At 67.9% G+C, this 23,782-nt stretch carries 23 protein-coding genes; 11 read left to right on the top strand and 12 right to left on the bottom strand.

What is annotated here, in order from left to right; translation table 11 throughout:
• Nucleotides 1-5 precede the first annotated feature (5 nt).
• Nucleotides 6-845: a succinate dehydrogenase subunit SdhC gene (gene sdhC / locus AC5P09_RS00880; protein ID WP_493871938.1), complete on the bottom strand. Its 840-nt coding sequence runs from the start codon at nt 843-845 to the stop codon at nt 6-8.
• 18 nt (nt 846-863) lie between these two features.
• Nucleotides 864-1,154, bottom strand: coding sequence for an Rv0250c family protein (locus tag AC5P09_RS00875; RefSeq protein ID WP_266434201.1), 291 nt, complete (start codon nt 1,152-1,154; stop codon nt 864-866).
• Between the two features lie 287 nt (nt 1,155-1,441).
• On the opposite strand from AC5P09_RS00875, the gene AC5P09_RS00870 reads away from it, so the two are divergent.
• The 7 genes from AC5P09_RS00870 to AC5P09_RS00840 all read left to right on the top strand — a co-directional run bounded on the left by AC5P09_RS00870 (nt 1,442) and on the right by AC5P09_RS00840 (nt 12,604).
• Nucleotides 1,442-3,577, top strand: a complete 2,136-nt coding sequence (locus AC5P09_RS00870) for an ABC transporter family substrate-binding protein (protein ID WP_493871937.1) — start codon at nt 1,442-1,444, stop codon at nt 3,575-3,577.
• 139 nt (nt 3,578-3,716) lie between these two features.
• A complete protein-coding gene (gene typA / locus AC5P09_RS00865) occupies nt 3,717-5,624 on the top strand; it encodes a translational GTPase TypA (RefSeq protein WP_493871936.1) in 1,908 nt (635 codons plus the stop codon).
• Nucleotides 5,625-6,290: 666 nt separating this feature from the next.
• Complete coding sequence (locus AC5P09_RS00860) at nt 6,291-7,325, top strand: ABC transporter permease (RefSeq protein WP_493871935.1); 1,035 nt, start codon at nt 6,291-6,293, stop codon at nt 7,323-7,325.
• Between the two features lie 99 nt (nt 7,326-7,424).
• A complete protein-coding gene (locus tag AC5P09_RS00855; RefSeq protein WP_493871934.1) occupies nt 7,425-9,233 on the top strand; it encodes an ABC transporter substrate-binding protein in 1,809 nt (602 codons plus the stop codon).
• Nucleotides 9,234-9,334: 101 nt separating this feature from the next.
• Nucleotides 9,335-10,315 (top strand): ABC transporter permease, encoded by a 981-nt coding sequence (locus tag AC5P09_RS00850; protein ID WP_493871933.1) that lies wholly within the window; start codon nt 9,335-9,337, stop codon nt 10,313-10,315.
• Between the two features lie 10 nt (nt 10,316-10,325).
• Nucleotides 10,326-11,387, top strand: a complete 1,062-nt coding sequence (locus AC5P09_RS00845; protein ID WP_493871932.1) for an ABC transporter ATP-binding protein — start codon at nt 10,326-10,328, stop codon at nt 11,385-11,387.
• A 95-nt stretch (nt 11,388-11,482) separates the two neighbouring features.
• Entirely contained in the window at nt 11,483-12,604 is a 1,122-nt protein-coding gene (locus AC5P09_RS00840; protein ID WP_493871931.1) for an ABC transporter ATP-binding protein, read from the top strand.
• A 48-nt stretch (nt 12,605-12,652) separates the two neighbouring features.
• Here the strand turns inward: AC5P09_RS00840 and AC5P09_RS00835 are convergent, their stop codons facing one another.
• The 4 genes from AC5P09_RS00835 to AC5P09_RS00820 all read right to left on the bottom strand — a co-directional run bounded on the left by AC5P09_RS00835 (nt 12,653) and on the right by AC5P09_RS00820 (nt 14,270).
• Complete coding sequence (locus tag AC5P09_RS00835; protein ID WP_493871930.1) at nt 12,653-13,045, bottom strand: DUF6247 family protein; 393 nt, start codon at nt 13,043-13,045, stop codon at nt 12,653-12,655.
• Between the two features lie 84 nt (nt 13,046-13,129).
• On the bottom strand, nt 13,130-13,513 hold the full coding sequence (locus tag AC5P09_RS00830; protein WP_493871929.1) for a PIN domain-containing protein: 384 nt from the start codon (nt 13,511-13,513) through the stop codon (nt 13,130-13,132).
• Nucleotides 13,510-13,779 carry a hypothetical protein gene (locus tag AC5P09_RS00825; RefSeq protein WP_493871928.1) on the bottom strand — a complete coding sequence of 90 codons (270 nt, stop codon included), beginning with the start codon at nt 13,777-13,779 and terminating at the stop codon, nt 13,510-13,512. Before AC5P09_RS00825 ends, AC5P09_RS00830 begins: the two co-directional genes overlap by 4 nt.
• A gap of 83 nt (nt 13,780-13,862) precedes the next feature.
• Nucleotides 13,863-14,270 (bottom strand): ATP-binding protein, encoded by a 408-nt coding sequence (locus tag AC5P09_RS00820; RefSeq protein ID WP_493871927.1) that lies wholly within the window; start codon nt 14,268-14,270, stop codon nt 13,863-13,865.
• Between the two features lie 134 nt (nt 14,271-14,404).
• On the opposite strand from AC5P09_RS00820, the gene AC5P09_RS00815 reads away from it, so the two are divergent.
• Both AC5P09_RS00815 and AC5P09_RS00810 read left to right on the top strand, forming a co-directional pair.
• Nucleotides 14,405-15,289 (top strand): Scr1 family TA system antitoxin-like transcriptional regulator, encoded by an 885-nt coding sequence (locus AC5P09_RS00815; RefSeq protein ID WP_493871926.1) that lies wholly within the window; start codon nt 14,405-14,407, stop codon nt 15,287-15,289.
• 10 nt (nt 15,290-15,299) lie between these two features.
• On the top strand, nt 15,300-15,494 hold the full coding sequence (locus tag AC5P09_RS00810; RefSeq protein ID WP_493871925.1) for a DUF397 domain-containing protein: 195 nt from the start codon (nt 15,300-15,302) through the stop codon (nt 15,492-15,494).
• 17 nt (nt 15,495-15,511) lie between these two features.
• Here the strand turns inward: AC5P09_RS00810 and AC5P09_RS00805 are convergent, their stop codons facing one another.
• A complete protein-coding gene (locus tag AC5P09_RS00805; RefSeq protein ID WP_493871924.1) occupies nt 15,512-16,249 on the bottom strand; it encodes a class I SAM-dependent methyltransferase in 738 nt (245 codons plus the stop codon).
• Nucleotides 16,250-16,351: 102 nt separating this feature from the next.
• Here AC5P09_RS00805 and AC5P09_RS00800 point away from each other — a divergent pair, with 102 nt between their 5' ends.
• Nucleotides 16,352-16,741, top strand: coding sequence for a VOC family protein (locus AC5P09_RS00800; RefSeq protein ID WP_493871923.1), 390 nt, complete (start codon nt 16,352-16,354; stop codon nt 16,739-16,741).
• A gap of 86 nt (nt 16,742-16,827) precedes the next feature.
• Nucleotides 16,828-17,331: a DinB family protein gene (locus tag AC5P09_RS00795; RefSeq protein ID WP_493871922.1), complete on the top strand. Its 504-nt coding sequence runs from the start codon at nt 16,828-16,830 to the stop codon at nt 17,329-17,331.
• Between the two features lie 141 nt (nt 17,332-17,472).
• Here the strand turns inward: AC5P09_RS00795 and AC5P09_RS00790 are convergent, their stop codons facing one another.
• The 5 genes from AC5P09_RS00790 to AC5P09_RS00770 all read right to left on the bottom strand — a co-directional run bounded on the left by AC5P09_RS00790 (nt 17,473) and on the right by AC5P09_RS00770 (nt 23,601).
• Nucleotides 17,473-18,519, bottom strand: coding sequence for an ABC transporter ATP-binding protein (locus AC5P09_RS00790; protein WP_493871921.1), 1,047 nt, complete (start codon nt 18,517-18,519; stop codon nt 17,473-17,475).
• A gap of 26 nt (nt 18,520-18,545) precedes the next feature.
• Complete coding sequence (locus AC5P09_RS00785; RefSeq protein WP_493871920.1) at nt 18,546-19,583, bottom strand: ABC transporter ATP-binding protein; 1,038 nt, start codon at nt 19,581-19,583, stop codon at nt 18,546-18,548.
• 71 nt (nt 19,584-19,654) lie between these two features.
• The gene (locus AC5P09_RS00780; RefSeq protein WP_307677136.1) at nt 19,655-20,635 is read right to left on the bottom strand and encodes an ABC transporter permease; all 981 of its coding nucleotides are present in this window, start codon (nt 20,633-20,635) and stop codon (nt 19,655-19,657) included.
• Between the two features lie 98 nt (nt 20,636-20,733).
• Nucleotides 20,734-22,491, bottom strand: a complete 1,758-nt coding sequence (locus tag AC5P09_RS00775) for an ABC transporter substrate-binding protein (RefSeq protein WP_493871919.1) — start codon at nt 22,489-22,491, stop codon at nt 20,734-20,736.
• 84 nt (nt 22,492-22,575) lie between these two features.
• Nucleotides 22,576-23,601, bottom strand: coding sequence for an ABC transporter permease (locus tag AC5P09_RS00770; protein ID WP_266434169.1), 1,026 nt, complete (start codon nt 23,599-23,601; stop codon nt 22,576-22,578).
• Between the last annotated feature and the right edge of the window lie 181 nt (nt 23,602-23,782).

The raw sequence follows: 23,782 nt of genomic DNA, 5'->3' as shown, positions 1-23,782 counted from the left end.
CTCATCTAGAAGAAGCGCGGATCGTCAAAGGCACCGGACGCGACCAGGTACACGTAGAAGTCGGCGAGCGCCACGCTCACCAACGACGCCCAGGCGAGCAGCATGTGCCGGGCGTTGAGCTTCCCCACCCACTGCCACATCCGGTAGCGCACGGGGTGCCTGGAGAAGTGCTTGAGCTTGCCGCCGACGATGTGCCGGCAGGAGTGGCAGGAGATCGTGTACGCCCAGATCAGCACGATGTTGATCAGGAAGACGAGGGTGCCGAGACCCATGTGGCCCCACTCGTAGTGCTCGTCGCGGAAGGCGAGCACGGTGTCGTAGGTCAGGATCCCGGCGACGACGATCGCGGCGTAGAAGAAGTACCGGTGGATGTTCTGCAGCACCAGCGGGAAGCGGGTCTCGCCGGTGTACTTCTTGTGCGGCTCGGCCACCGCGCAGGCCGGCGGGGACGCCCAGAAGCCCCGGTAGTAGGCCTTGCGGTAGTAGTAGCAGGTCAGGCGGAAGCCGAGCGGGAAGATCAGGATGATGATCGCGGGGGAGATGCCCCACCAGCCGCCGAAGAGATCCCAGTTGGGACCTGCGCGCATCGCGTCGCAGTTCTCCGCCAGACACGGCGAGTAGAACGGCGAGACGTACGGCGCCGCGTAGTAGTCGGCGTTCGCGAACGCCCGCCAGGTCGAGTACACGATGAACGCGAGCAGGCCGGCGGCCGTGACGGCGGGCGCCAGCCACCAGCGGTCGGTGCGCAGGTGCGGGGCGTCGATCGCGGCGCGCGTACGGGTGCGTACGCCGCCGCTCGGGGGATGGGGGTCTTCGGTGGCTGGAGGTTCCGTACCAGTGGCCAATTCATGACTCCGGTCGGGTCAGGGGGCGTGCCGGTCCCGGGCGCCGAGTCCCTCGTCGTCCGAGTCGATCCACAGTGAGTCGTCGTACGGGGTGTCGGGGATGGTGACGAGGTCGGGGCGCCTGGGTGCGGCCGGTGCCGAGGCCGCCGCGCGCAGCAGCGCGACGCTCTCGCGCAGGTGGTCGGCGTCGGCGCGGACGCGGCGCATGTCGAGCCCGCCGCTGCCGAGCTGCTGCTCCAGGCGTCCGACCGACCGGGTCAGATCGTCCAGGCAGCGCTGGACCGATGTCAGTTCGTCGTGCACGGACATGACGTGACCTCACTTCCGTGGGCGGTGGTGCCCTGGGCGGCAACGTTCATGCGCCTGCGAGTGTTGCGCGTCACACCGGTCGGTGGGAAGGGACGTGCACCGATTGGCCGAGGCGTATGGGTGCACTCCGTGGTGCGTTGCGCCGCACGGGTGACCTTCCCAGCCGTGCTCGCCGTGTCGCCGTCTGTTGCCGAACCCTTTCCTCTTCAGTGGCCGCATACATGTGATCAGCTCCATATACCGCCAAAAGTGATCATAACGCCCGCGGCACCCGGAGGTAAGCAGAGATGTCCAAAGACGGCGTCGGACTGCGCGAGGTCATGCGCTCGGTCTCCTTCCTCACCGCGGGTGCGCTCGCGGTGTCCGTGCTCGCCGGATGCAGCTCCGAGGACCAGGCGGGCAAGCCGCTCGCCGGACAGGACATCGCGCCCGCCGTCCGGGCCCGGGTCGCCGACGGCGGCACCCTGCGCTGGGCCGTGGACGCCGTGCCGGAGACGCTGAACACGTTCCAGTCGGACGCGGACGCGGCCACCGGCCGGATCGCGCAGGCCGTCCTGCCGTCGATGTACCGGCTGGACGAGAACGGGCGGCCGGAGCGCAACCCGGACTACCTGGAGTCGGCGAAGGTCGTCGAGACCGAGCCGAAGCAGGTCGTGCTGTACAAGCTGAACCAGCAGGCCGTGTGGAGCGACGGCCGGGAGATCGGCGCCGCCGACTTCGCCGCCCAGTGGCGGGCCCTGTCCGGCAAGGACACCGCGTACTGGACCGCCCGCAACGCCGGGTACGAGCGCATCGAGAAGGTCGAGCGCGGGGCGAACGACCTGGAGGTGCGGGTCACCTTCGGGCGGCCGTACGCCGACTGGCGGTCGCTGTTCTCGCCGCTGTACCCGAAGGACGTCATGGGCGCGCCGGACGCCTTCAACGACGGGGCGAGGAAAAAGCTCAAGGTCACCGCCGGTCCCTTCGCCCTGAAGAAGGTCGACCGCAAGGACGAGGAGGTCACCCTCGTCCGCAGTCCGCGCTGGTGGGGGGAGCCCGCCAAGCTCTCCGAGATCGTGCTGCGGGCCGTACCGCGCGACAAGCGGGCCGCCGCGCTGGCCGCCGGTACCGTCGACCTCGCCGAGCTCGACCCCGAGTCCGCCGGACGCGTCACCCTCGCCGCACGCGCCGGCGGCAAGGGCACGAGCACCCCCCTCCAGGGCCCCGGCGACCAAAGGGCGAACGCCAGGGACGAGAGCCGGACGGAGCCCCTCCAGGGGCCGCTTCAAGGCTTCGAGCTCCGCAAGTCGCTGGAGCCCGCCTACACCCAGCTCGCCCTCAACGGCGCCGGTGGCCCGCTCGCCGACGAGCGGGTCCGCCGGGCCGTCGCCCGCGCCCTCGACCGGGGGGCGCTCGCGAAGGCCGTCCTCAAGCCGCTCGGACTGCCCGCCGAGCCGGTCGGCAGCCACCTCGCGCTGTCCGGGCAGGCCCACTACGCCGACAACAGCGGCGCCCTCGGCGGGCAGGACACCGCGGAGGCGCGGGCGCTGCTCGCGGACGCCGGGTGGGTGCCCGGCGGGCCAGTCAAGGAGCAGAAGAAGGGCGAGAAGGCGGCCGGCGCCGAGGGGGAGGAGGCCGAGAAGGAGTCGGCGGAGGGCGACGACGGGACGTACATCGTCGGCGAGGACGACAAGGCTCCTCACGAGGCCGACCGGGAGAAGAAGCACCCGGAGAGCGGGACGAAGAACAGCGAGGAGCTCGGCAAGCACCTCGCCCAGGACGGCAGGCAGTACGCGAACCAGCTGAAGCAGGGCGGCGCGCCCGGCGCCTACGCCCCCCTGGGCACCGCCGCCCCGGCGGGCGCCGCGGCCGGGGCGCTCGCCAAGGACGGCAAGCCGCTCACCCTGCGCTTCGTGCTCCCCTCGGGGCCGGGCTCGCAGACGCTCCGCACGGTCGCCGACCGGATCAGCAGCATGCTGCGCAAGGTCGGCATCAGCACCGAGATCTCCAAGGTCGCCGACGAGAGCTACTTCAAGGACCACATCGCGTCCGGCCAGTACGACCTCGCCCTGTACTCCTGGCCCGCCTCCGCCTTCCCCGCGACCGACGCCCGCCCGATCTTCGCCAAGCCGGTGCCGGCCGCCGACGGCTCCCTGAACGTCGAGCAGAACTACACCCGCGTCGGAACCGACCAGGTCGACCAGCTCTTCGACCAGGCCATCGCCACTCTCGACGAGAGCGAGAGCCGCGGCCTCCTGCGCAAGGCGGATTCCCGGATCTGGGCGGCGGCCGGATCCATCCCCCTCTACCAGCGCCCCCAGCTCACGGCCGCACGGAAGAACCTGGTCAACGCCGGTTCCTTCGGCTTCCAGACCCCGGTGTACGAGGACATGGGCTTCCTGAAGAAGGGCGCGAATCCGGCCCCGGGCCCTTCGCGGAAGTGATCCGCGTGGCCCTGTGGAGGCCGTCTCTGCCAGGGCCACGTACCATGGGGTGAGGCCGTGGCGTGTCCAGCCCGGCAGGGTCCCGCGTAACACAGATGTACGCGCAGGCCTTCCTCACACTCCGGGAGATCGCCGCAATATGGCCACGCGCCACGACATCCGTAACGTCGCCATCGTCGCCCACGTCGACCACGGCAAGACGACCCTCGTCGACGCCATGCTCAAGCAGGCCGGGGCCTTTGCCGCGCACGCTGCCGAATCGCTCGACGACCGCATGATGGACTCGAACGACCTGGAACGTGAGAAGGGCATCACGATCCTGGCCAAGAACACGGCCGTCAAGTACCACCCCAAGGATGGCAGCGATGTCATCACCATCAACATCATCGACACCCCCGGCCACGCCGACTTCGGCGGCGAGGTCGAGCGCGGGCTGTCGATGGTCGACGCGGTGGTGCTGCTGGTCGACGCCTCCGAGGGCCCGCTCCCGCAGACCCGCTTCGTGCTGCGCAAGGCGCTCCAGCAGCGCCTGCCGGTCATCCTGTGCATCAACAAGACCGACCGCGCGGACTCCCGGATCGACGAGGTCGTCAACGAGACCTACGACCTCTTCCTGGACCTGGACGCCGACGAGGAGCAGATCGAGTTCCCGATCGTCTACGCCTGTGCGCGTGACGGCGTGGCCTCGCTGACCAAGCCGGAGGACGGCACCGTCCCCAAGGACAGCGACAGCCTGGAGCCGTTCTTCTCCACGATCCTGTCGCACGTCCCGGCTCCCGAGTACGACGAGGAGGCTCCGCTCCAGGCGCACGTCACCAACCTGGACGCGGACAACTTCCTCGGCCGTATCGCGCTGCTCCGCGTCGAGCAGGGCGAGCTGCGCAAGGGCCAGACGGTCACGTGGATCAAGCGTGACGGCACGATGTCCAACGTCCGCATCACCGAGCTGATGATGACCGAGGCGCTCACCCGCAAGCCCGCCGAGAAGGCGGGCCCCGGTGACATCTGTGCCGTGGCCGGTATCCCGGACATCATGATCGGCGAGACGCTCGCCGACCCCGAGAACCCGATCGCGCTGCCGCTGATCACGGTCGACGAGCCGGCGATCTCGATGACCATCGGTACGAACACCTCGCCGCTGGTCGGCCGTGGCGGCACCGGCAAGGGCGCCTCGGCCAAGGCCGCCGTCAAGGACCGCAAGGTCACCGCCCGCCAGGTCAAGGACCGCCTCGACCGCGAGCTGGTCGGCAACGTCTCGCTCCGCGTGCTCGACACCGAGCGTCCGGACGCCTGGGAGGTCCAGGGCCGTGGTGAGCTCGCGCTCGCCATCCTGGTCGAGCAGATGCGCCGCGAGGGCTTCGAGCTGACCATCGGCAAGCCTCAGGTGGTCACCCAGGAGATCGACGGCAAGGTCCACGAGCCGGTCGAGCGCATGACGATCGACGTGCCCGAGGAGCACATGGGCGCGGTCACGCAGCTCATGGGCGTCCGCAAGGGCCGCATGGACAACATGTCGAACCACGGCTCTGGCTGGGTCCGTCTGGAGTTCGTCGTCCCCTCCCGCGGTCTCATCGGCTTCCGTACCGAGTTCCTGACCGGCACGCGCGGCACGGGCATCGCCCACTCCATCCACGAGGGCCACGAGCCGTGGTTCGGCCCGCTGACGACCCGTAACAACGGTTCGCTGGTCGCCGACCGCGCGGGCGCCGTCACCGCCTTCGCGATGACGAACCTTCAGGAGCGCGGCGTGCTGTTCACCGACCCCGGCACCGAGGTGTACGAGGGCATGATCGTCGGTGAGAACTCGCGCGCCGACGACATGGACGTGAACATCACCAAGGAGAAGAAGCTCACCAACATGCGGTCGGCCGCGGCCGACTCCTTCGAGGCGATCGTCCCGCCGCGCAAGCTGTCGCTCGAGCAGTCGCTGGAGTTCTGCCGCGACGACGAGTGCGTGGAGGTCACCCCGGAGGCGGTTCGCATCCGCAAGGTGAACCTGGACGCCCGCGAGCGCGCCCGCTCCGCGAGCCGCGCCAAGCACGGCTGACGCCCGGCCGATGCACAGCCCGAGACCCGGTTGCCCCCATTCGTGGGGGCGGCCGGGTTTTTTGCAACCGGTTTTGGCCGCATCCGCAGAGACCCCGTGTCCGGATTGCGGTGATCCTCGCCCGGTACACATGTAACACGTCCGTTTCGCACCCATCTCGTGCCGAACAGTTTGTCCAAGTTTTGGAAGATGTACGCGTCAGCTGTGACTGAATTGAGATTTAAAGACGGTGGTCGGTGGTTGGCGCATGGCAGATAGTTAGCCGCGTAACGCTCGGGTCAATGGGTCTCGCGCCGTGGGGACGGCGCCGACTCACGAGCACCAGGGGGTGCCTGACCCTCCGTCAGGGGTGTCGGAGGTCAGACATGTGCCCCCTCCTGTTGGTGAACACGTGGAGTCATGAGGAGGAGTCCCATGCGCGGTGTCACAAGCACCAGGTGGGTCACAGCGTCAGCCGTAGCCGTCGAGTGCCCGCCACTGTACGGCGATTGCCACTGAGCGCAGGCGGCCGGCGGCTCAGCACGCCCTGGCGCCTACGCGCGTCCGGCTGCGCCTTTCCCGCCTGCTTCGCGGTGTCCTGACGCTTCTTCATGATCCGGTCCGCGACCGCGCACATCTGTGCCGGTCGCCGGCTCGGCACACCCACATCTGTGAAATGGGCGAACTGTGACAAGTCCTATCGACATCGAGGGCGGCGGGACGTCGGTCGTCGTCGACGGCGAACCGGAGCCGAAGAAGAAACCCGAGGAGCAGCAGCTGGTCGGCCGCTCACCCGGCCAGCTGATGTGGATCCGCTTCCGGCGGGACCGCGCCGGCGTGATCTCGGCCTGCGTCGTGCTCTTCTTCTTCGCGGTCGGCCTCGCGGCTCCGCTGATCTCCAAGCTGTACGGCAAGAATCCGTACACGGTGTACGCGGACGAACGTCCTGAGCTCTTCGACAGCGCGGGTGTGCCCCTGCAGCCCAACGGCGGCATCAGCGGCGAGTTCTGGTTCGGCCTGGAGCCGGGCAACGGCTACGACGTGTTCACCAAGCTGCTCTACGGCATCCGCAACTCCCTGATGATCTCCCTGGCGGTGACGGTCGCCACGGTCCTCACCGGCATCCTCCTCGGTGTCGCCGCGGGCTACCTCGGCGGCAAGCCAGACTTCTGGATCAGCCGGCTGATCGACTTCCTGCTCGCCTTCCCGTCGCAGCTCTTCTTCATCGCGAGCATGCCGGTCGTGGTGTCGCTCTTCGTGAGCCCGCGGGACGAGACGCCGGTGTACGTCCGGGTGGTCGCGCTCATCACGGTGATGTGGTTCCTGGGCTGGATGAGTCTGGCCCGTATCCTGCGCGGTACCGCCCTGGCCCTGCGAGAACGGGAGTTCATCGAGGCGGCGAAGGTGAGCGGGGCGCCGCCCGGCCGCATCATCCGCAAAGAGGTCCTGCCCAACGTGGTCACGCCGATCCTGGTGCAGGCGACCTACATGCTTCCCAACTTCGTGACCGCCGAGGCCGGTCTGTCCTTCCTCGGCGTGGGAATCGTCGAACCGACGCCGGACTGGGGACAGATGTTCTCCAAGGCGTCCACCGAACTCGTGATGCAGAACGACATCACCTACATGTTCTTCCCGGGCATCTCGATGATCATCTTCATCGTGGCGTTCAACCTGCTCGGGGACTCGGTCAGGGACGCCTTCGACCCCAAGTCGGAGCGCTGACCGCGAGATCGTGGGCATCCCGCCCGACGCGTACCGGATGGCACTTGTACCGGTTGGCAATTCATTAGCACTGGTGACACAAGATGGGTGGAATCTGTGATGGGTAAGGGTGGACGCCCCGCGTACGCCGCACTGTCACTGCTCGCGGCGGGGGCTCTCGTGCTCACCGGCTGCAGCGAAGGTGGCAGCAAGGGCAGCAGCAACGACAAGGAGAACGAGGAGAACGCCGCGCGGCAGCAGGCCGGCATCGACTTCGGCGACGCCAAGGCCTCGACCGGTCCGGCGGCCGAGATCGCCGGCGCCAAGCCGGGCGGCACAGTAACGGTTCTCCAGCGCGACAGCTTCGCGCACCTCGACCCGGGACAGATCTACGTCTCGGACGAGATGGCGCTCTCGCAGCTGATCCACCGTGGTCTGACCTCCTACAAGGCCACCAGCGACGACGGCAAGGAGCACGAGGTCGTCGGAGACCTGGCCACCGACAGCGGCAAGACCACCGACGGCGGCAAGACCTGGACGTACACGCTGAAGGACGGGATCAAGTGGGCCGACGGCTCCGCGATCACCGCCGCTGACGTACGGCACACCTTCGAGCGGATGTTCGCGCCGTTCGTCTCCAACGGCCCGACGTACATCCAGCAGTGGCTGGCCGACACCCCGGGCGCGGAGTACCGCAAGCTCCTCCCGGACGGCCCGTACAAGGGCAAGCACCTGCCGGACAGCGTCCTGTCGACGCCCGACGACAAGACCATCGTCTTCAAATTCAAGCAGGCCAAGCCCGACCTGCCGTACGCGCTGGCCATGGCCGGCTACTCCTTGGTGTCGGAGAAGAAGGACACCAAGGAGAAGTACGACAAGGCCCCGATGGCCGCGGGCCCGTACAAGATCCAGGAGTTCAAGTCCGGCAAGTCGATGAAGCTGGTCAAGAACACCAACTGGGACCCGAAGACCGACGCGGTCCGCCACCAGTACGTCGACCAGTTCAACTTCGAGTTCAACAAGCAGTACGAGGACTCGACCAAGGCCATCCTGGACGACAGCGGCGCGAACGCCACCGCGATCAGCTTCAGCAACCAGGTCGACGCGGGCAACCTGTCGAAGGTCCTCGCCGACGCGGCGCTGAAGCCGCGTACGGTCTCCGGCTACCAGCCGTACGTCGGGCAGATGAACATCAACCTGTCGCAGCCCGAGATGCAGGACAAGGCGGTCCGTGAGGCCATCGCCTACGCCCTGCCCGTCACCCCGTTCGTGCGTGCCTACGGCGGGAACCAGGCGATGGAGGTCGCCGGCGGTCTGATCAGCCCGACCGTCTCCGGCTACGACCCGACCTTCGACCCGTTCGGCAAGAAGAAGAAGCCCGGCGGTGACGCGGCCAAGGCCAAGGAACTGCTGGAGAAGGCCGGCAAGACGGGCCTGAAGCTGACCTTCGGCTACATCAACACCCCTGAGGGCCAGCAGTACTCCACCGCCATGGCGGCGGGCCTGGAGAAGGCCGGCTTCGACGTCCAGCGCCAGGAGATCCCGGCCGAGACGTACTACGACCAGGTCAGCAAGGTCAAGAACAACTACGACATCTACCACACCGCGTGGGGTGCCGACTGGCCGAGCGCGTCGACCGTGATCCCGCCGCTGTACGACGGCCGCCAGATCCAGGACGGTGCCTCCAACTACTCGCACATCAACGACGAGAAGGTCAACGCGGACATCGACCGGGTCTCGGCCATCACCGACCCCGTCAAGGCCGCGGAGGAGTGGAACAAGATCAACGAGTACATCGTGAAGGATGTCGTCTCCAACATCCCGACGGCGTACTACAAGCAGACCCAGATCGCCGGGTCCAAGATCGGCGGCCTTGTGTACGACGACGTCATCGGCGGCGTCGACCCGCGCAGGCTGTTCGTGAAGTAACCGCCCGTCCAAGCGGCGTGCAGGTGCGTCCCGTCTCGTCCCGTGACGTGATGGGGCGCACCGCGCCGCCCAGGCTTCCGACGCCCGAAAGCTGCCCTGAGATGCTGCGCTTCCTCTTCCGCCGGATCCTCGGCTCACTCGTGATCCTGGTCCTGCTGACCGTGGTCGCCTTCCTGCTCTTCTTCGGCATGCCCCGTGATCCGGCGCTGCTGATGTGCGGCAAGACGTGCACTCCCGACGCCCTGGCGAACATCCACCAGACCCTCGGGCTCGACAAGTCGATTCCGGAGCAGTTCTGGATCTTCCTGCAGGGGCTCGTCATGGGCCGCGACAACTTCCCGCAGGGGCCCTGCCCCGCCCCGTGCTTCGGCTACTCGTACCACACCAACGAGGCGGTCTGGTCGACCCTGATCGACAGGCTGCCGCTGACGCTGTCGCTGGCCTTCGGCGCCACCGTCCTGTTCCTGCTCGTCGGGCTCGGCACCGGCCTGCTGGCCGCATGGAAGCGCGGCACCCTCATCGACAAGACGTTCACCGCGGGCTCCATGGTGATCAGCTCGATGCAGATCTACTTCCTGGGCCCCCTGGCGCTGGCGCTCCTGGTGTACCAGGCGCACCTCTTCGACGAGCCCAAGTACACCAGCATCACCGAGAATCCGGCCGCCTGGTTCACCGGGCTGCTGATCCCCTGGGCCGTCCTGTCGACGATCTTCGCCGCGCAGTACACCCGTATGGCGCGCTCCGCGATGATCGAGCAGCTCCAGGAGGAACACGTCCGCACGGCCCGCGCCAAGGGCATGAGCGGTCGCTATGTCTTCTTCCGGTATGCCTGGCGGGGCTCCCTCATCCCCATCATCACCATCCTCGGCATCGACCTCAGCTCCCTGCTCGGCGGCGCGATCATCACCGAGTACACCTTCGGACTGCCCGGCCTCGGGCGGCTCGCGGTGGACTCGGTGCAGTTCAGCGATCTGCCGCTGCTGCTCGGCGTGATGCTGTTCTCCGCCGCCGTGATCCTGCTGTGCAACATCATTGTCGACGCCTGCTACGCCCTCATCGACCCGCGCGTGCGGCTGTCCTAGGAGCACTGTCGTGACCACTCTGACCAAGGAAGCCGTATCCCCGGACCCGGCGGACGCGGGCGCCTTCCTGTCGGTGCGGGACCTGCACGTGAGGTTCAGGACCGAGGACGGCATTGTCAAGGCCGTGGACGGGCTCTCCTTCGACCTGCAACGCGGCAGGACGCTGGGCATCGTCGGGGAGTCGGGTTCCGGCAAGTCCGTCACCAACCTGACCATCCTGGGGCTGCACAACCCGAAGTTCACCACCGTCGAGGGCGAGATCCTCCTGGAGGGACAGGAGCTGACCACCGCCCGGGAGTCCGAGCTGGAGAAGCTGCGCGGCAACAAGGTCGCCATGATCTTCCAGGACCCCCTCACGGCCCTGTCGCCGTACTACACGGTGGGCCGGCAGATCGCCGAGCCCTTCATGAAGCACACCGGCGCCTCCAAGAAGGCGGCCTGGGAACGCACGGTGGAGATGCTCGGCAAGGTCGGCATCCCCAACCCGAAGGAGCGGGCGAAGGACTATCCGCACCAGTTCTCCGGCGGTATGCGCCAGCGCGCGATGATCGCGATGGCGCTGGTGTGCGACCCCGACCTGCTGATCGCCGACGAACCGACCACCGCCCTGGACGTGACGGTCCAGGCGCAGATCCTGGACCTGCTGAAGGACCTGCAGAGCGAGTTCGGCACGGCGATCGTCTTCATCACGCACGACCTCGGGGTCATCGCCGACATGGCCGACGACATCATGGTGATGTACGCGGGCGGCGCGGTCGAACGCGGCACGGTGAACGAGGTGCTGCGCTCGCCCCAGCACCCGTACACCTGGGGCCTGTTGAACTCGATGCCCCGTCTGAACTCCGACCTGGACGCCCCGCTCGCGCCGATCCCCGGCGCCCCGCCGTCGCTGCTGACGCCTCCGTCCGGCTGCCGTTTCCATCCCCGCTGCACCTTCCGGGACCGGGTCGGCGGCACGCGCTGTGTGGACGAACGCCCGCTGCTGGGTCCGGACCGCGACTCGGCCTGCCACCTCACGGCGGAACAGAAGCGGACCATCTTCATCGAAGAGATCAAACCCCGCATGGGGTAGGACGACATCGTCGTGACGGACATGGTCGTGACGGACACGGCAGTGCCGGACACGGCCGTGGCAGACACGGTCGTGACGGACATGAAAGAGGAGTCATGAAAGAGGATCTCGTCCTCCCCGCCCCGCGCGAGGCCGCCACCGGCGGCGCCGGGGAGCCGCTGCTCGTGGTGGAGGGGCTCACCAAGCACTTCCCGGTCAAGGGCGGCTTCCCGATCCGGCGGACCGTCGGCGCCGTACAGGCCGTCGACGGCATCGACCTGACCGTGAACGTCGGCGAGAGCTTCGGCCTGGTCGGCGAGTCGGGCTGCGGCAAGTCGACGACCGGACGCCTGATCACCCGGCTCCTGGAGCCGACGGCCGGCACGATCTCGTACCGCGGCCAGGACATCAGCCATGCCGGCCGCAAGCAGCTCGCGCCGATCAGGTCCGAGATCCAGATGATCTTCCAGGACCCCTACTCCTCGCTGAACCCGCGGCAGACCGTCGGCAAGATCATCTCCGGTCCGATGGAGATCAACGGGATCGAGCCGGACGGCGGCCGGGAGAAGCGCGTCCGCGAACTCCTGGAGATCGTGGGCCTGAACCCCGAGCACTACAACCGCTTCCCGCACGAGTTCTCCGGCGGCCAGCGGCAACGCATCGGGGTGGCACGGGCGTTGGCCCTGGAGCCGAAGCTGATCGTGGCCGACGAGCCGGTGTCCGCGCTGGACGTGTCGATCCAGGCACAGGTCGTGAACCTGCTCAAGAAGGTCCAGCAGGAACTCGGCATCGCGTTCCTGTTCATCGCCCACGACCTGGCGGTGGTACGGCACTTCTCGCACCGCGTGGCGGTGATGTACCTCGGCAAGATCATCGAGGTCGGCGACCGCAACTCCATCTACACCCGCCCCCGGCACCCCTACACCCACGCCCTGCTGTCCGCCGTACCCGAGGTGGACCTCACGGACGCCGGGGCCGGCCGGCGCGAGCGCATCCGCCTGGCCGGCGACGTCCCCTCACCCATCGCCCCGCCCTCCGGCTGCCGCTTCCGCACCCGGTGCTGGAAGGCACAGGACAAGTGCGCGACCGAGGAGCCGCCCCTGATCCAGATCTCCGGCAACACCGGCGGCCACCTGACGGCCTGCCACTTCCCGGAGGACCCGACGATCGAGGGGCGGGACGAGGACATCGTGCTGGATCCGGCGTTGGCGGCGCTGGAGGAGGACGCGGAGCGGTAGTAGGCGGCGGTCAGTGGGCGGCTTTCGCGGCCCGGGCTCGCGGAGCCGTCACACGCCCTCAGCCCGCTCGCCCTCGCCCTCGCCCTCGGCTTCCGCGCACGCCGCGCACGCGGCATCGAGGATTCGGCCGATCTCGGCCGCGATGCTCCGGGCTTCCTCAAGGGTCTCCGTGGTAGCGGCGCGCGCTTCCAGGGAGCGCAGCCGGGCGGCTCGGTCAGGATGCCGTTCCAGTGCCACGTACACCGCCCACTGCCTCACGAAGCGGCGTGTCGGAGCGGCACTGACCTGCTCGCGTGCCTGCTGGAGTGCCGTGGACCGTTCGGCGTCGAACGTGTGCAGGGCGTCGGGCGCCAGCTGCGCGAGGGCGGTCCGCAGGTCTTCCGGGGTGCTGGTCGGCTGGGGGATGACGGCGCCGGAACCGGACTGTGCGGCGGTGCTCATGCGCGGTCTCCTTGGGGCGGTGGGGCGGTCTGCCCACTGCTCGCAGCAGTTCGGGCCGCGTCTGTCCGGATGCAGTCTCAGGGATCAGCGGTTCAGGTCGACGACACGGGAGAAGCGCTTCTCGTAGAGGTCCGGTCGGACCGTTGCGACGAACGGGTCCTCGTACTCCTCGCCCACACGGAGGGCGGCCTCGATCGCCGCCGCCGTTCCGAACGGCAATCCGTCCGTGTGCAGTTGGCAGCAGGAGACAGTTGCCGTGTAGTCGAGGTCGACCGTTGCGATGCCGAGTTGACCGATGTGGAGGGCGAGGCCGGCGCGCTCACGTTCGGCTTCGATGATCGAGAGCACCGGCGCGTGGAGGAATACGTTGGGCTCGAGCCGGGCGGCGTGGATCAGCCCGGAGACCTGACGGTGCCCACCCAGAGCCAGCAGTGTGTCGGAGTCGAGAACGTAGTGCTCTCGGATCACGCGGCGCCCTGCTCTTCCGCGTGCTGTGCGATGACCTGGCTGCGTACCTTTCGCAGCACCTCGGTGCTGCTCTCGTCCGTGACGGTGACGCCGAAGTGCTCGGCGAGGTAGTCCGCGGTGCGAGCGGCACGTTCCCTGAGCTCGGCCGGCGTGAGCGTGCTCTCGGCGAACTCCTCGATAAGGGCCCGCATGGTCGTACCACGGGCTTCCGCCAGGACGGCGAGACGGTCGCGGGTCTTCGAGTCGACCTTGATCGTGGTGTCCATGGCGCGAGTATACCGAGGGGAATACCGTCGAGTGGTGGTGTGTTCCTTGGCCTTGACGGGGAGGGGAGCCTGTCCCGGATAGCTCACGACGGCTCCTTCGGCGCGACGCTGAACCACACGGCCTTGCCGTGCGGGTAGCTGCGCACGCCCCACTGGTCGGCGCACGCCTCGACGATGCCGAGCCCACGGCCGCGCTCGTCGCGGTCGGAGGGGTTGTGGGGAGTCGGCGTACCGGGGCCGTGGTCCCACACCGTGACGCGGAAGTCGTCAGGCATGCGGTCCATGCTGACGTAGGTCTCCATGGCGGAGCCGCGGTAGGCGTTGGTGACGACCTCGGAGACGAGTAGTTCCACGGTGTCCGCGATGCAGTTGAGCTTGGCGGCGGCGAGGATGCTCCGGATCGTCGCCCGGACCACTCGGACGGCTCGGGGGTCGTGGGGGATGGACAGGCCGTAGGTCCAGAGGGGTTGGGGGGTTTCGGGCGTGCGCATGTGCAGCCTCCAGTTGAGTGCCTGCTGTGACTGACTCAACACGTAAGGTAGCGAAAAAAGTCGTAGTCCTACAACCTCCTTGTGGAAGCTGGCGATTGGGGAATACTGCTCCGGTGTAGAGCGAGGAGGGGCGAGTGGGACTGAGGGCCAATCCGACCTACCGGCAACGGCGGTTCGGTGCCGAGGTGCGGGCGATTCGTGAGCGTGCTGAGCTGACGGCGGGTGGGGCGGCTGCGGCTATGCGGATGCGAGCGCCCCACATCAGCAATGTGGAGTCGGGGCGAACGTCCCTGTCTCCGGAACGGCTGCGCCTGTTGGCTGAGGCGGCGGGCTGTAAAGATACAACCTACCTTGATGCGCTTGTGGAGCTGGGGCAGGCCTCAGGCAAGGGCTGGTGGACGGCGTACCGGGACCGTGTACGTTCCTCGTTGCTCGATCTGGCGGAGCTGGAGGACGCGGCGGTCGAAGTCATCAACTACGAGCCGATGTTCGTGCCGGGGCTGCTGCAGACCCGGGCGTACGCCGACGCCATTCACCAGCGCGGATACGCGCGTGCCACACGCCAGGAGCATGAACTCGCCGTCGAGTTCCGCATGCGACGTCAGCGTGTCCTCACGGGCGAACGACCGCCGCGTCTTCATGCGATCGTGCACGAGGCCGCTCTGCATCCGTCCCTGGGCGATCCGGGCATCATGCGAGAGCAGCTCCAGCGGTTGATCGAGCTGTCCCGTCTGCCTCATGTGACGGTCCAGGTACTGCCGTTCGACGGGCCGGTGCCGTTCGGTACGTCGTTCACCCTCGTCGTCCCCTCCGTACGACGGCTCGGCACGGTGATCGTGTCGCACATCGAGAAGTCGCTGTATCTGGGGGAGGCCGAGGCCCTTGCCAGATACGAAGAACTGTTCGCTAGCCTTCGGACGGTGGCGCTTCCTCCCGTGGACGCGGAGGTCCCTCCTGAGGAGCACGCCGCCAGGGACTCGCTGGGACTGATCCAGCGGCTTCTGTATCCGCTGCTGTAGGAAGGCCCGCATGGCTCAGCTCAGGTGGCAGAAGTCCAGTTTCAGCGAAGGGGGAGCCGACACCTGTGTCGAAGTCGCGCTTGACCTCACCGGACACCTTCACCTCCGCGAGAGCGACACCCCCGTCACCGTCATCACCGCGGAGCCGTCCGCTCTTGCCGCGCTGATCACCAGGGTCAAGGGCGATATACCTCCGGTCGGCTGAAACGGGCTTCGTGAGCCTCAGGCGGGCTGAGCCACGATGATGATCTCGGGGCTCGCGGGCGTCCACGGCCCCCGCCCCCAGTCGCCGTACTGCTCGACGATCCTGAGGCCCGCCTCGCCGAGGAAGCGGGACAGGGCGTCGGTGTCGAGGAACCGCAGGGTGGTCCTGCTGATCGCGGTCCGCCGCCAGGGGCCGCCCTCGAACGTCTCGGTGAACGTCACCCGGTCCCCGAGGACGGGCTGATCGACCTCGTGCCACACGCGTACGGGGGCGCCGTCCGGTCCGGTGATCTCGTACACCCGCTCCGGTGTCCATCGCTCCCAGGCGCGGGCGGCGGGGTTCCGTGTCTCGAACACGAACCGCCCCCCGTCCGCGAGCGCGGCCCGTACGGCCCGCAGCGCGAGCCGGATCTCTTCGTCGCTGACGAGCACCTGGAAGGCGTGCCCGGTCATCACGACGAGATCGAACTCCCCGTGCCAGTCCCGCGTCAGCAGATCGCCGAGCACCCATTCCATCCGCGGTGCACTGCGCCGCGCGAGCACCAGCATGGCGGCCGCCGGATCGAGCCCCACGAGCCGCCCCTGGTGTCCCGCCTGCCGGGCCTGCCTGAGCAGCCGGCCGGTGCCGCATCCGACGTCCAGCACGGACCCGGCGGACATCACGAACCCGAGGCAGAAGTCGTCCCCCGCCCGCCACGGATTGAGCGTCTCGTACAACGCGGCGAGCTCGGGATCCCCGAACGACCGATCGACCATCGCGGCAGTCTGCCACAGCGGGGTGCCTCGGGTGACAGGATCGGGGGTTCGTACGGCCTTGCCGGTTCGGCCTTGGTCGTACGGCCTTGAAGGGGGCGGGAGTTGCTGCATCACGTGGAGCTGTGGGTGCCGGATCTGGAGCGCGCGGTCGGCTCCTGGAGATGGCTGCTGGAGCGGCTGGGCTACGAGGAGTACCAGAGCTGGGCCGACGGGCGCAGCTGGCGGATGGCGGACACGTACATCGTCCTCGAACAGTCACCGGCGCTGCGGGCCGGCGAGCCGTACGACCGCATGCGGCCGGGGCTGAACCACCTGGCCTTCCATGTGCCGAGCCGCGAGGACCTCGACGCGTTGGTCGAGTCCGCGCCGGAACACGGCTGGACCCTGATGTTCCCGGACCGGCATCCGTACGCGGGCGGGCCGGAGCACTACGCGGGCTACCTGGAGGACGGGGACGGGTTCGAGGTGGAGCTGGTGGCGCGGAAGGACTGAGTGAACTCACCGGGCGGCCCGCAACGCAAGCACGAGGTCGCTTAATGGTTCGACACGCGGCCGCCGGTCCAGGAGCATCCTCCTCGATGACGAGAACCGACACTCCCCCCGCGTGGGACGAGCGCACCCAGCTGACCACCTTCCTCGACTACGCCCGCGACACCGCCCGCGCCAAGTGCGAGGACGTGTCGGCGGAGAACGCCCGCAAGGCCCCGCTGCCGGGTTCGCCGCTGATGACCGTGAGCGGACTGGTCAATCACCTGCGCTGGGTCGAGTACTTCTGGTTCCAGGTGGTCTTCCTCGGTGAGGAGGACGAGGGGCCCTGGACCGACGAGGACCCCGACCGCGAGATGCGCATCGCCGTCGACTTCCCGCTCCCGGACCTCCTGAAGGAGTACGCCGAACAGGCGTCCCGCTACCGCGAGTTGGTCGCCGCCCACGACCTGGACACCAAGGCCAAGCGCTCGAACAGCGACGGCCGCCAGGTCGACCTCCGCTGGATCCTCCTCCACCTGACCGAGGAGACGGCCCGGCACAACGGGCACCTGGACATCCTGCGGGAACTGGTCGACGGTACGACGGGCGTGTAGGCGACGAACGGCCGTAAAGGTGAAGGCCCGCGCCTGGGTGGGCGCGGGCCTTCGTCCCCTGGAGCGGACGTTCGTGGGCTCGGGTCAATGGGCCGGAAGGTCCGTTCCGATGTGGAGGCGGCTGACGGTAAAGGGGTGTTGTCAGACCGCCGCCTGGGGGTCCTTGGAGAGGCGGGGGGCCGGAACGGATCCCTCCGACTCGGGGTAGTGGCAGGCGGTGAGGTGGCCGGGCTTGTTGCCCTCGACCTGGACCAGCGGCGGGGCCTCGCTCGCGCACTTGTCCGTCGCCTTCCAGCAGCGGGTGCGGAAGCGGCAGCCGGAGGGCGGGTTGATCGGGGACGGCACGTCGCCCTTGAGGAGGATGCGCTCACGGGCCGGGACGTCGTCCGCGGTGGCCTCGGGTACGGCGGACAGCAGGGCCCGCGTGTAGGGGTGGCGCGGATTGCCGTAGAGGTCGTCGCGGTCGGCGATCTCCACGATCTTGCCGAGGTACATGACCGCCACGCGCTGCGAGAAGTGGCGGACGATCGCGAGGTCGTGGGCGATGAAGACGAAGGCGATGCCCAGGTCCTTCTGGACCTGCTGGAGCAGGTTCACGACCTGCGCCTGGATGGAGACGTCCAAGGCCGAGACCGGCTCGTCGGCCACGATCAGCTTCGGTTGCAGTGCCAACGCGCGGGCCACACCGATGCGCTGGCGCTGGCCGCCGGAGAACTCGTGCGGGAAGCGGTTGTAGTGCTCGGGGTTGAGGCCGACGATCTCCAGCAGCTCACGGACGCGTTTCTCGCGGCCGCCCGCCGGGTTGATGTCGTTGATCTCCATCGGACCGGCGATGATCTTGCCGACCGTCTGCCGGGGGTTCAGGGACGCGTACGGGTCCTGGAAGATCATCTGGATCTCGGACCTGATCGGCGCCAGCTCCTTGCGGCCGGCGTGCGTGATGTCCTGGCCGCGGTACGAGACCTTGCCGCCCGTCGGCTCCAGCAGCCGCGTGATCAGGCGTCCGGTCGTCGACTTGCCGCAGCCGGACTCGCCGACCAGGCCCAGGCTCTCGCCCTCGGCGACCGAGAAGTCCAGCCCGTCCACGGCCTGCACGGCACCGACCGTGCGCCGGATCGGGAAGCCGCCCTTGATCGGGAAGTGCTTGGTCAGACCGCTGACGTCCAGGAGGGGGTTCGCGTTGCTCATGATCTTGAAGTCCCGTCTCGTGTCCGTCAGTTGTGCCGGGCTACGGCGAAGTCGGCGAAGAATTCCCGGCGCTGGTCCGGCGTGAGGTGGCAGGCGGAACCCCGGCCCGCCACGACCTCCAGGGCCGGCTGCTCGGTCGAGCACAGCCCGCCCGCGACCTTCTCGGCGAAGGTGCACCGCGGGTGGAAGCGGCACCCCGACGGCGGGTTGAGCAGCGAGGGCGGCGAGCCCGGGATCGGCGACAGCGGCACGTCCACCGGACCGTCCAGGCTCGGCATCGAGTTCATCAGGCCCAGCGTGTAGGGGTGCTGCGGGCTGCGCAGCACCTCCTTCTTGGTGCCGCGCTCCACGCACCGGCCGCCGTACATCACCAGCACGTCGTCCGCGATGTCGGCGATGACACCGAGGTCGTGCGTGATGAAGACGATCGCCGTCCCGAACTCCTGCTGGAGATCCTTGAGCAGATCCATGATCTGCGCCTGGACCGTCACGTCCAGGGCCGTCGTCGGCTCGTCCGCGATCAGCAGCTCGGGGTCGCAGACCAGCGCCATGGCGATCATCGCGCGCTGGCGCATGCCGCCGGAGAACTGGTGCGGGTAGTCGTCCACCCGCATGTCCGGCTGCGGGATCCCGACCCGCTTCAGCATCTCGATCGCCCGCGCCCGCGCCTCCTTCTTGGAGGCACCCGTGTGCTTGCGGTACGTCTCGCCGATCTGCTTGCCGATGGTGTGGTACGGCGACAGCGAGGCCAGGGCGTCCTGGAAGATCATCGCCATCTTGTTGCCGCGCAGCCGCTCCAGCTCCCGCTCGGAGGCGGTGAGCAGCTCCTTGCCGTCGAGCAGGATCTCCCCGTCGATCGCGGTGCGGGCACGGTCGTGCAGGCCCAGGATCGTCAGGTTGGTGACGGACTTGCCGGAACCCGACTCGCCCACGATGCCGAGCGTCTTGCCCTTGGCGACGTCGAAGCTGAGGCCGTCGACGGCCTTGACGATGCCGTCCTCGGTGGAGAAGTGGACTTTCAGGTCCCTGACGGAGAGGAAAGGCTGCTGATCGGTGCTCGTCACGGGGACGCTCCTGAGGGGGTGATGCGAGGTCGCCGGGTGGGGCGGTGGGAGGAATATGGCTGGGGCGGAGGTCAGGCGAGCCGGATCCGCGGGTCGATGAGGGCGTAGACGGCGTCCACGATGATGTTGGCGAAGACGATGCCGGCGGCCGCGACGACCGTGACGCCGAGCAGCATGGGCAGGTCGCTGTCGGTGACCGCGCGGACAGCTAGCGTGCCGATGCCCTGGAGACTGAACGTCGACTCGGTGATGATCGCGCCGCCGATCAGCGTGCCCATGTCGATGCCGAAGATGGTCACGATCGGCCCCATGGCACCGCGCCAGGCGAAGCGGAAGAAGACCGAGCGCCGCGACAGGCCCTTGGCGCGGGCCGTGCGCACGTAGTCCTCGCTCAGCTGCTCCACCAGCTGCGAGCGGGTCATTCGGGTGTAGTTGGCGGTGAAGATGATGGACAGCACGATCCACGGCAGCAGGAGGCCGGAGACCCAGGCGCCCGGGTTCTCGGTGAACGGCGTGTACGAGGGCTGGCTCAGGATGCCGGCCTGCTGCACCAGGAAGAACATCGCGATGTAGCCGACGAAGTAGATCTGCATCGACGAGCCGAGCAGCGAGAACGAGCTGGCGATCTTGTCCAGGGCCTTGCCCTGCTTGACCGCGGCCACCATGCCCGCGCCGATACCGACGATCAGGAAGAAGAAGGCCGCACCGAAGGCGAGGGACAGCGTCGTCGGGAAGCGGTCCATGATCGTGCCGAAGACCGGCTCGCTGTTGGTGAACGAGTAGCCGAGGCACGGCGCGTCGCAGTGCCCGACGCCCGTGTAGTCACGGCCCACGAAGATGCCCTGCAGCCAGTGCCAGTACTGGACCGGCATCGGGTCGGCGATCCCGAGGTTCTGCCGTACCTGCGCGAGCAGTTGGTCGTCACAGACCTTGCCGCAGGCCATCCGTGCCGGGTCACGCGGGATGGCGTAGAAGAGGAAGAAGGTGACGGCGCTGATGATCAGCAGAATGACGAGTGCGCCGAGCACTCGGCGGACCAGGAAACGGAACATGGGGTGAGACTTTCCGGACGGGGCGCCGTCGCCGGGGGTGTGGGGAGCGTGGACGGGGCCGGGGCGGCGGTCGCTAGAACCGCCGCCCCGAGGAGACGTCAGGCCTTGGCGAAGACCTTGCCGATGGCGACGCAGGTGTCGCCGGCGTTGTAGACGACGCCGCCGACCTTGGAGCCGTAGAAGTAGTTGCGGACCGGGTTGTAGTCCGGGACGCAGGCCGCGAGCTCCATGATCTGCTTGTCGATCGCGCCCCAGGCGGCGTTGGCCTTGTCCGGGTCGGTGATGGCGGTGGCCTCGGTGATGGCCTTGTTCACGCTGGTGTTGTTCAGCTGCGACCAGTTGACGCCGCCGTCGGAGATCTGGCTGCCGTCCCAGCAGGGCTGGATGACCGCGTAACCGGCCGGCCAGTCCGGGCCCCAGCCGGCGGCGAACATGTCGAACTTGTTGTCCAGCTGGCCGATCTGGCTGTAGAAGGTCGTCTTGTCGACCTGCTGGGTCACCACGTCGAAGCCGGCCTTGGTGAGGGCGGTCTTGATGGTGACGGCCGACTTGACGGCCTGGTCGGACTGCTGGAAGGCGATGACGATCTTCTGGCCCTCGGCACCGGCCTCCTTCAGGAGCGCCTTGGCCTTCTCCGGGTCACCCATCGGCTTGGTCTTCTTGCCGTACAGGTCGAAGTCCGTGTGGCCCGGGGTGAGCGGGGAGATGATCGTGGTCGCGGTCGCGGTCACGGCCGAACCACCGCGCAGCTGCTTGAGCTGAGCCGCGGGCCACGCCCAGTTGAGGGCCTGGCGGACCTTGACGTCCTTGACGCGGGTCAGGTTGATCGGGAAGTAGTAGCAGGTCGTGTCGACCTGGGTCAGCACGCGCTTCTTCAGCGTGGCGTCGCCGAGCACCTTCGAGATGCGCTCGGGAGCGACCTCGTTGAGCAGGGAGAGCGAGAACTGGTCGTTGCCCGAGTCCGCGATGTAGCGGTCCGTGGAGGCCAGCGCCTGGAAGCCGAACTGCATGACGACCTTGTCCGGGTAGCCGTTGCGGACCGGGTCCTTGTCGGCCTCCCAGTGCTCGTTGCGCACCAGGGTCAGGGACTTGTCGATGCTGCGGGACTGGATCTTGTACGGGCCGCAGGAGTAGGGGCGCTTGTCGTACTTCTTCTGCGTGTCGTGCTTCTTGGGCACGATCGCGAAGCCTCGCATGGCCAGCATGAACGGGAAGTCGGCGTGCGCTTCCTTCAGCCGGAAGGTGATCGTGCTGCCGTCGATCTCGAGCGAGGACAGGTGCTTGCCGTCGTAGGGGCCCTTGTACTTGTCGCCGCCCTCGAGCCAGCCCTGCGGGTAGCGGGGACCCTCGGTGACGAAGGAGGCGAAGAGGCGCTCGAAGGTGTGGCGGACGTCGTCGATGGTGACGTCGGCGCCGTCCTCCCACTTCACGCCGTCCTTCAGCGTGAACGACCAGGTCTTGCCGCCGTCCTTCACGGTGCCCGCGTCCGTGGCGAGGTCGCCGACCAGGGTGGTGTTGCCCTTGGAGTCGACCCGGTAGCCGGTCAGACCGCGCAGGAACAGGACCGAGCCGGCACCCGTGTACGACGAGTAGATCTGCGCCGGGTCCAGGTGGTCGAAGTCGATCTGGTCGAGGGTGTAGATCGTGCCGCCCTTGACCGCGCCCGGCATCTCCGGGGCGGGGCCCGCGGAGTCGGCCTTGGTGCCGACGGTGATCTGGGCAGCCTTGCCCTGGGGTGCCTTGGTGGAGCTACCGCCGCTGCCACCGGCGTTGCCGCTGCTGCACGCGCTCAGGACGGTGGACGCACCTGCAGCCACGGTGGTGGCTATCAGGAAGTTTCTGCGGGAAAAGGACATGGCTACCTGCCTAGACGTGATGGATGAGAGAGACGGGCTACGAGCTGTCGGCGACCGGACGACGATGACCGGGCCGGGTAGGACTCAGCGCTTGGACTTCGGGTCGAGTGCGTCGCGTACCGAGTCGCCGAGCAGGTTGAAGGCGAGGACGAAGATGATCATCGAGACGCCCGGGAAGATCATGAAGGTGATGTCTTCCGTGTAGAACTGCGCGCCGCGCTGGATCATGACGCCCCAGTCCGGGGTCGGGTCGATGATGCCGACGCCGAGGAAGGCGAGGCCCGCCTCCGCGGTCACGAAGGCCGGGAGGGCGAGGGTGGACTGGATCAGGATCGGAGTCCACAGGTTGGGCAGCAGTTCCTTGAAGATGATGCGGGCCGGCGAGGCCCCGGTCACCTTCGCCGCCTCCACGAACTCCCGCTCACGCAGGGCCAGTACCTGGCCGCGCAGCAGGCGGGCGATGGACGCCCAGCCGAAGGCCGTGAGGACGAGGATCAGGCAGGTGGCCCGCAACGAGGTGGGGATCTCGTCGTCGGGGGCGACGAAGAGGCCGTACACGACGGGCATGAAGGCGATGAAGAACAGCGTGGACGGGAACGACAGCAGGATGTCGATGACCCGGCCGATGAGGTAGTCGGTCCTGCCGCCGAGGTAACCGGCGGTGATGCCGATGACCACGCCGATGATGGTGACCAGGACCGTGGTGGCCGTTGCGATGAGCAGCGAGGTGCGGATGCCGTACAGGAGGAACGTGAAGACGTCGCGGCCCAGTGCCGGTTCGATGCCGAACCAGAAGTCGCCGTCGATGCCGCCGTTCGGCTTGAGCGGGAAGCCGGCCTCGTTGAGCAGGCCGGTCTGCTCCTGGCCGTACAGCGTGTACGGGTCCTTGCCGTAGAGCGAGGCGATCAGCGGAGCACATATCGCGATCACGAAGAAGAAGATCACGATGCACGCGGAGATCACGCCCGTCCGGTCCCGCTTGAAGCGGGTCCAGGCGAGACGGCCCGGGGAGCGGCTCTCGGCGCCCTTGAGGGTGGAGGACGCCACAGGCTTCTCGACGGTCTCGTCGGTCACCTCGAGCGGGGCAGCCGCAGATGTTGGGGGGGTCATGGTGCTCCTGGCCCACGGAAAAGTCTGATGACTCCGCAGGGCACTCCCCTACGGGCTACGCCGGACTTTTTCAACGCAATTCGTTCAAGGTCAATAAAATCTGGGTCGACTTGGGTTTCTCTTTACGTTCTTTGCCTTTCAATGACTCTTCCGTAGCTACGCGTGTAGCGTGCCGTGATCG

It is taken from the genome of Streptomyces sp. a15, from assembly GCF_059026085.1.
This window is presented reverse-complemented; position numbering and strand designations above follow the sequence as displayed.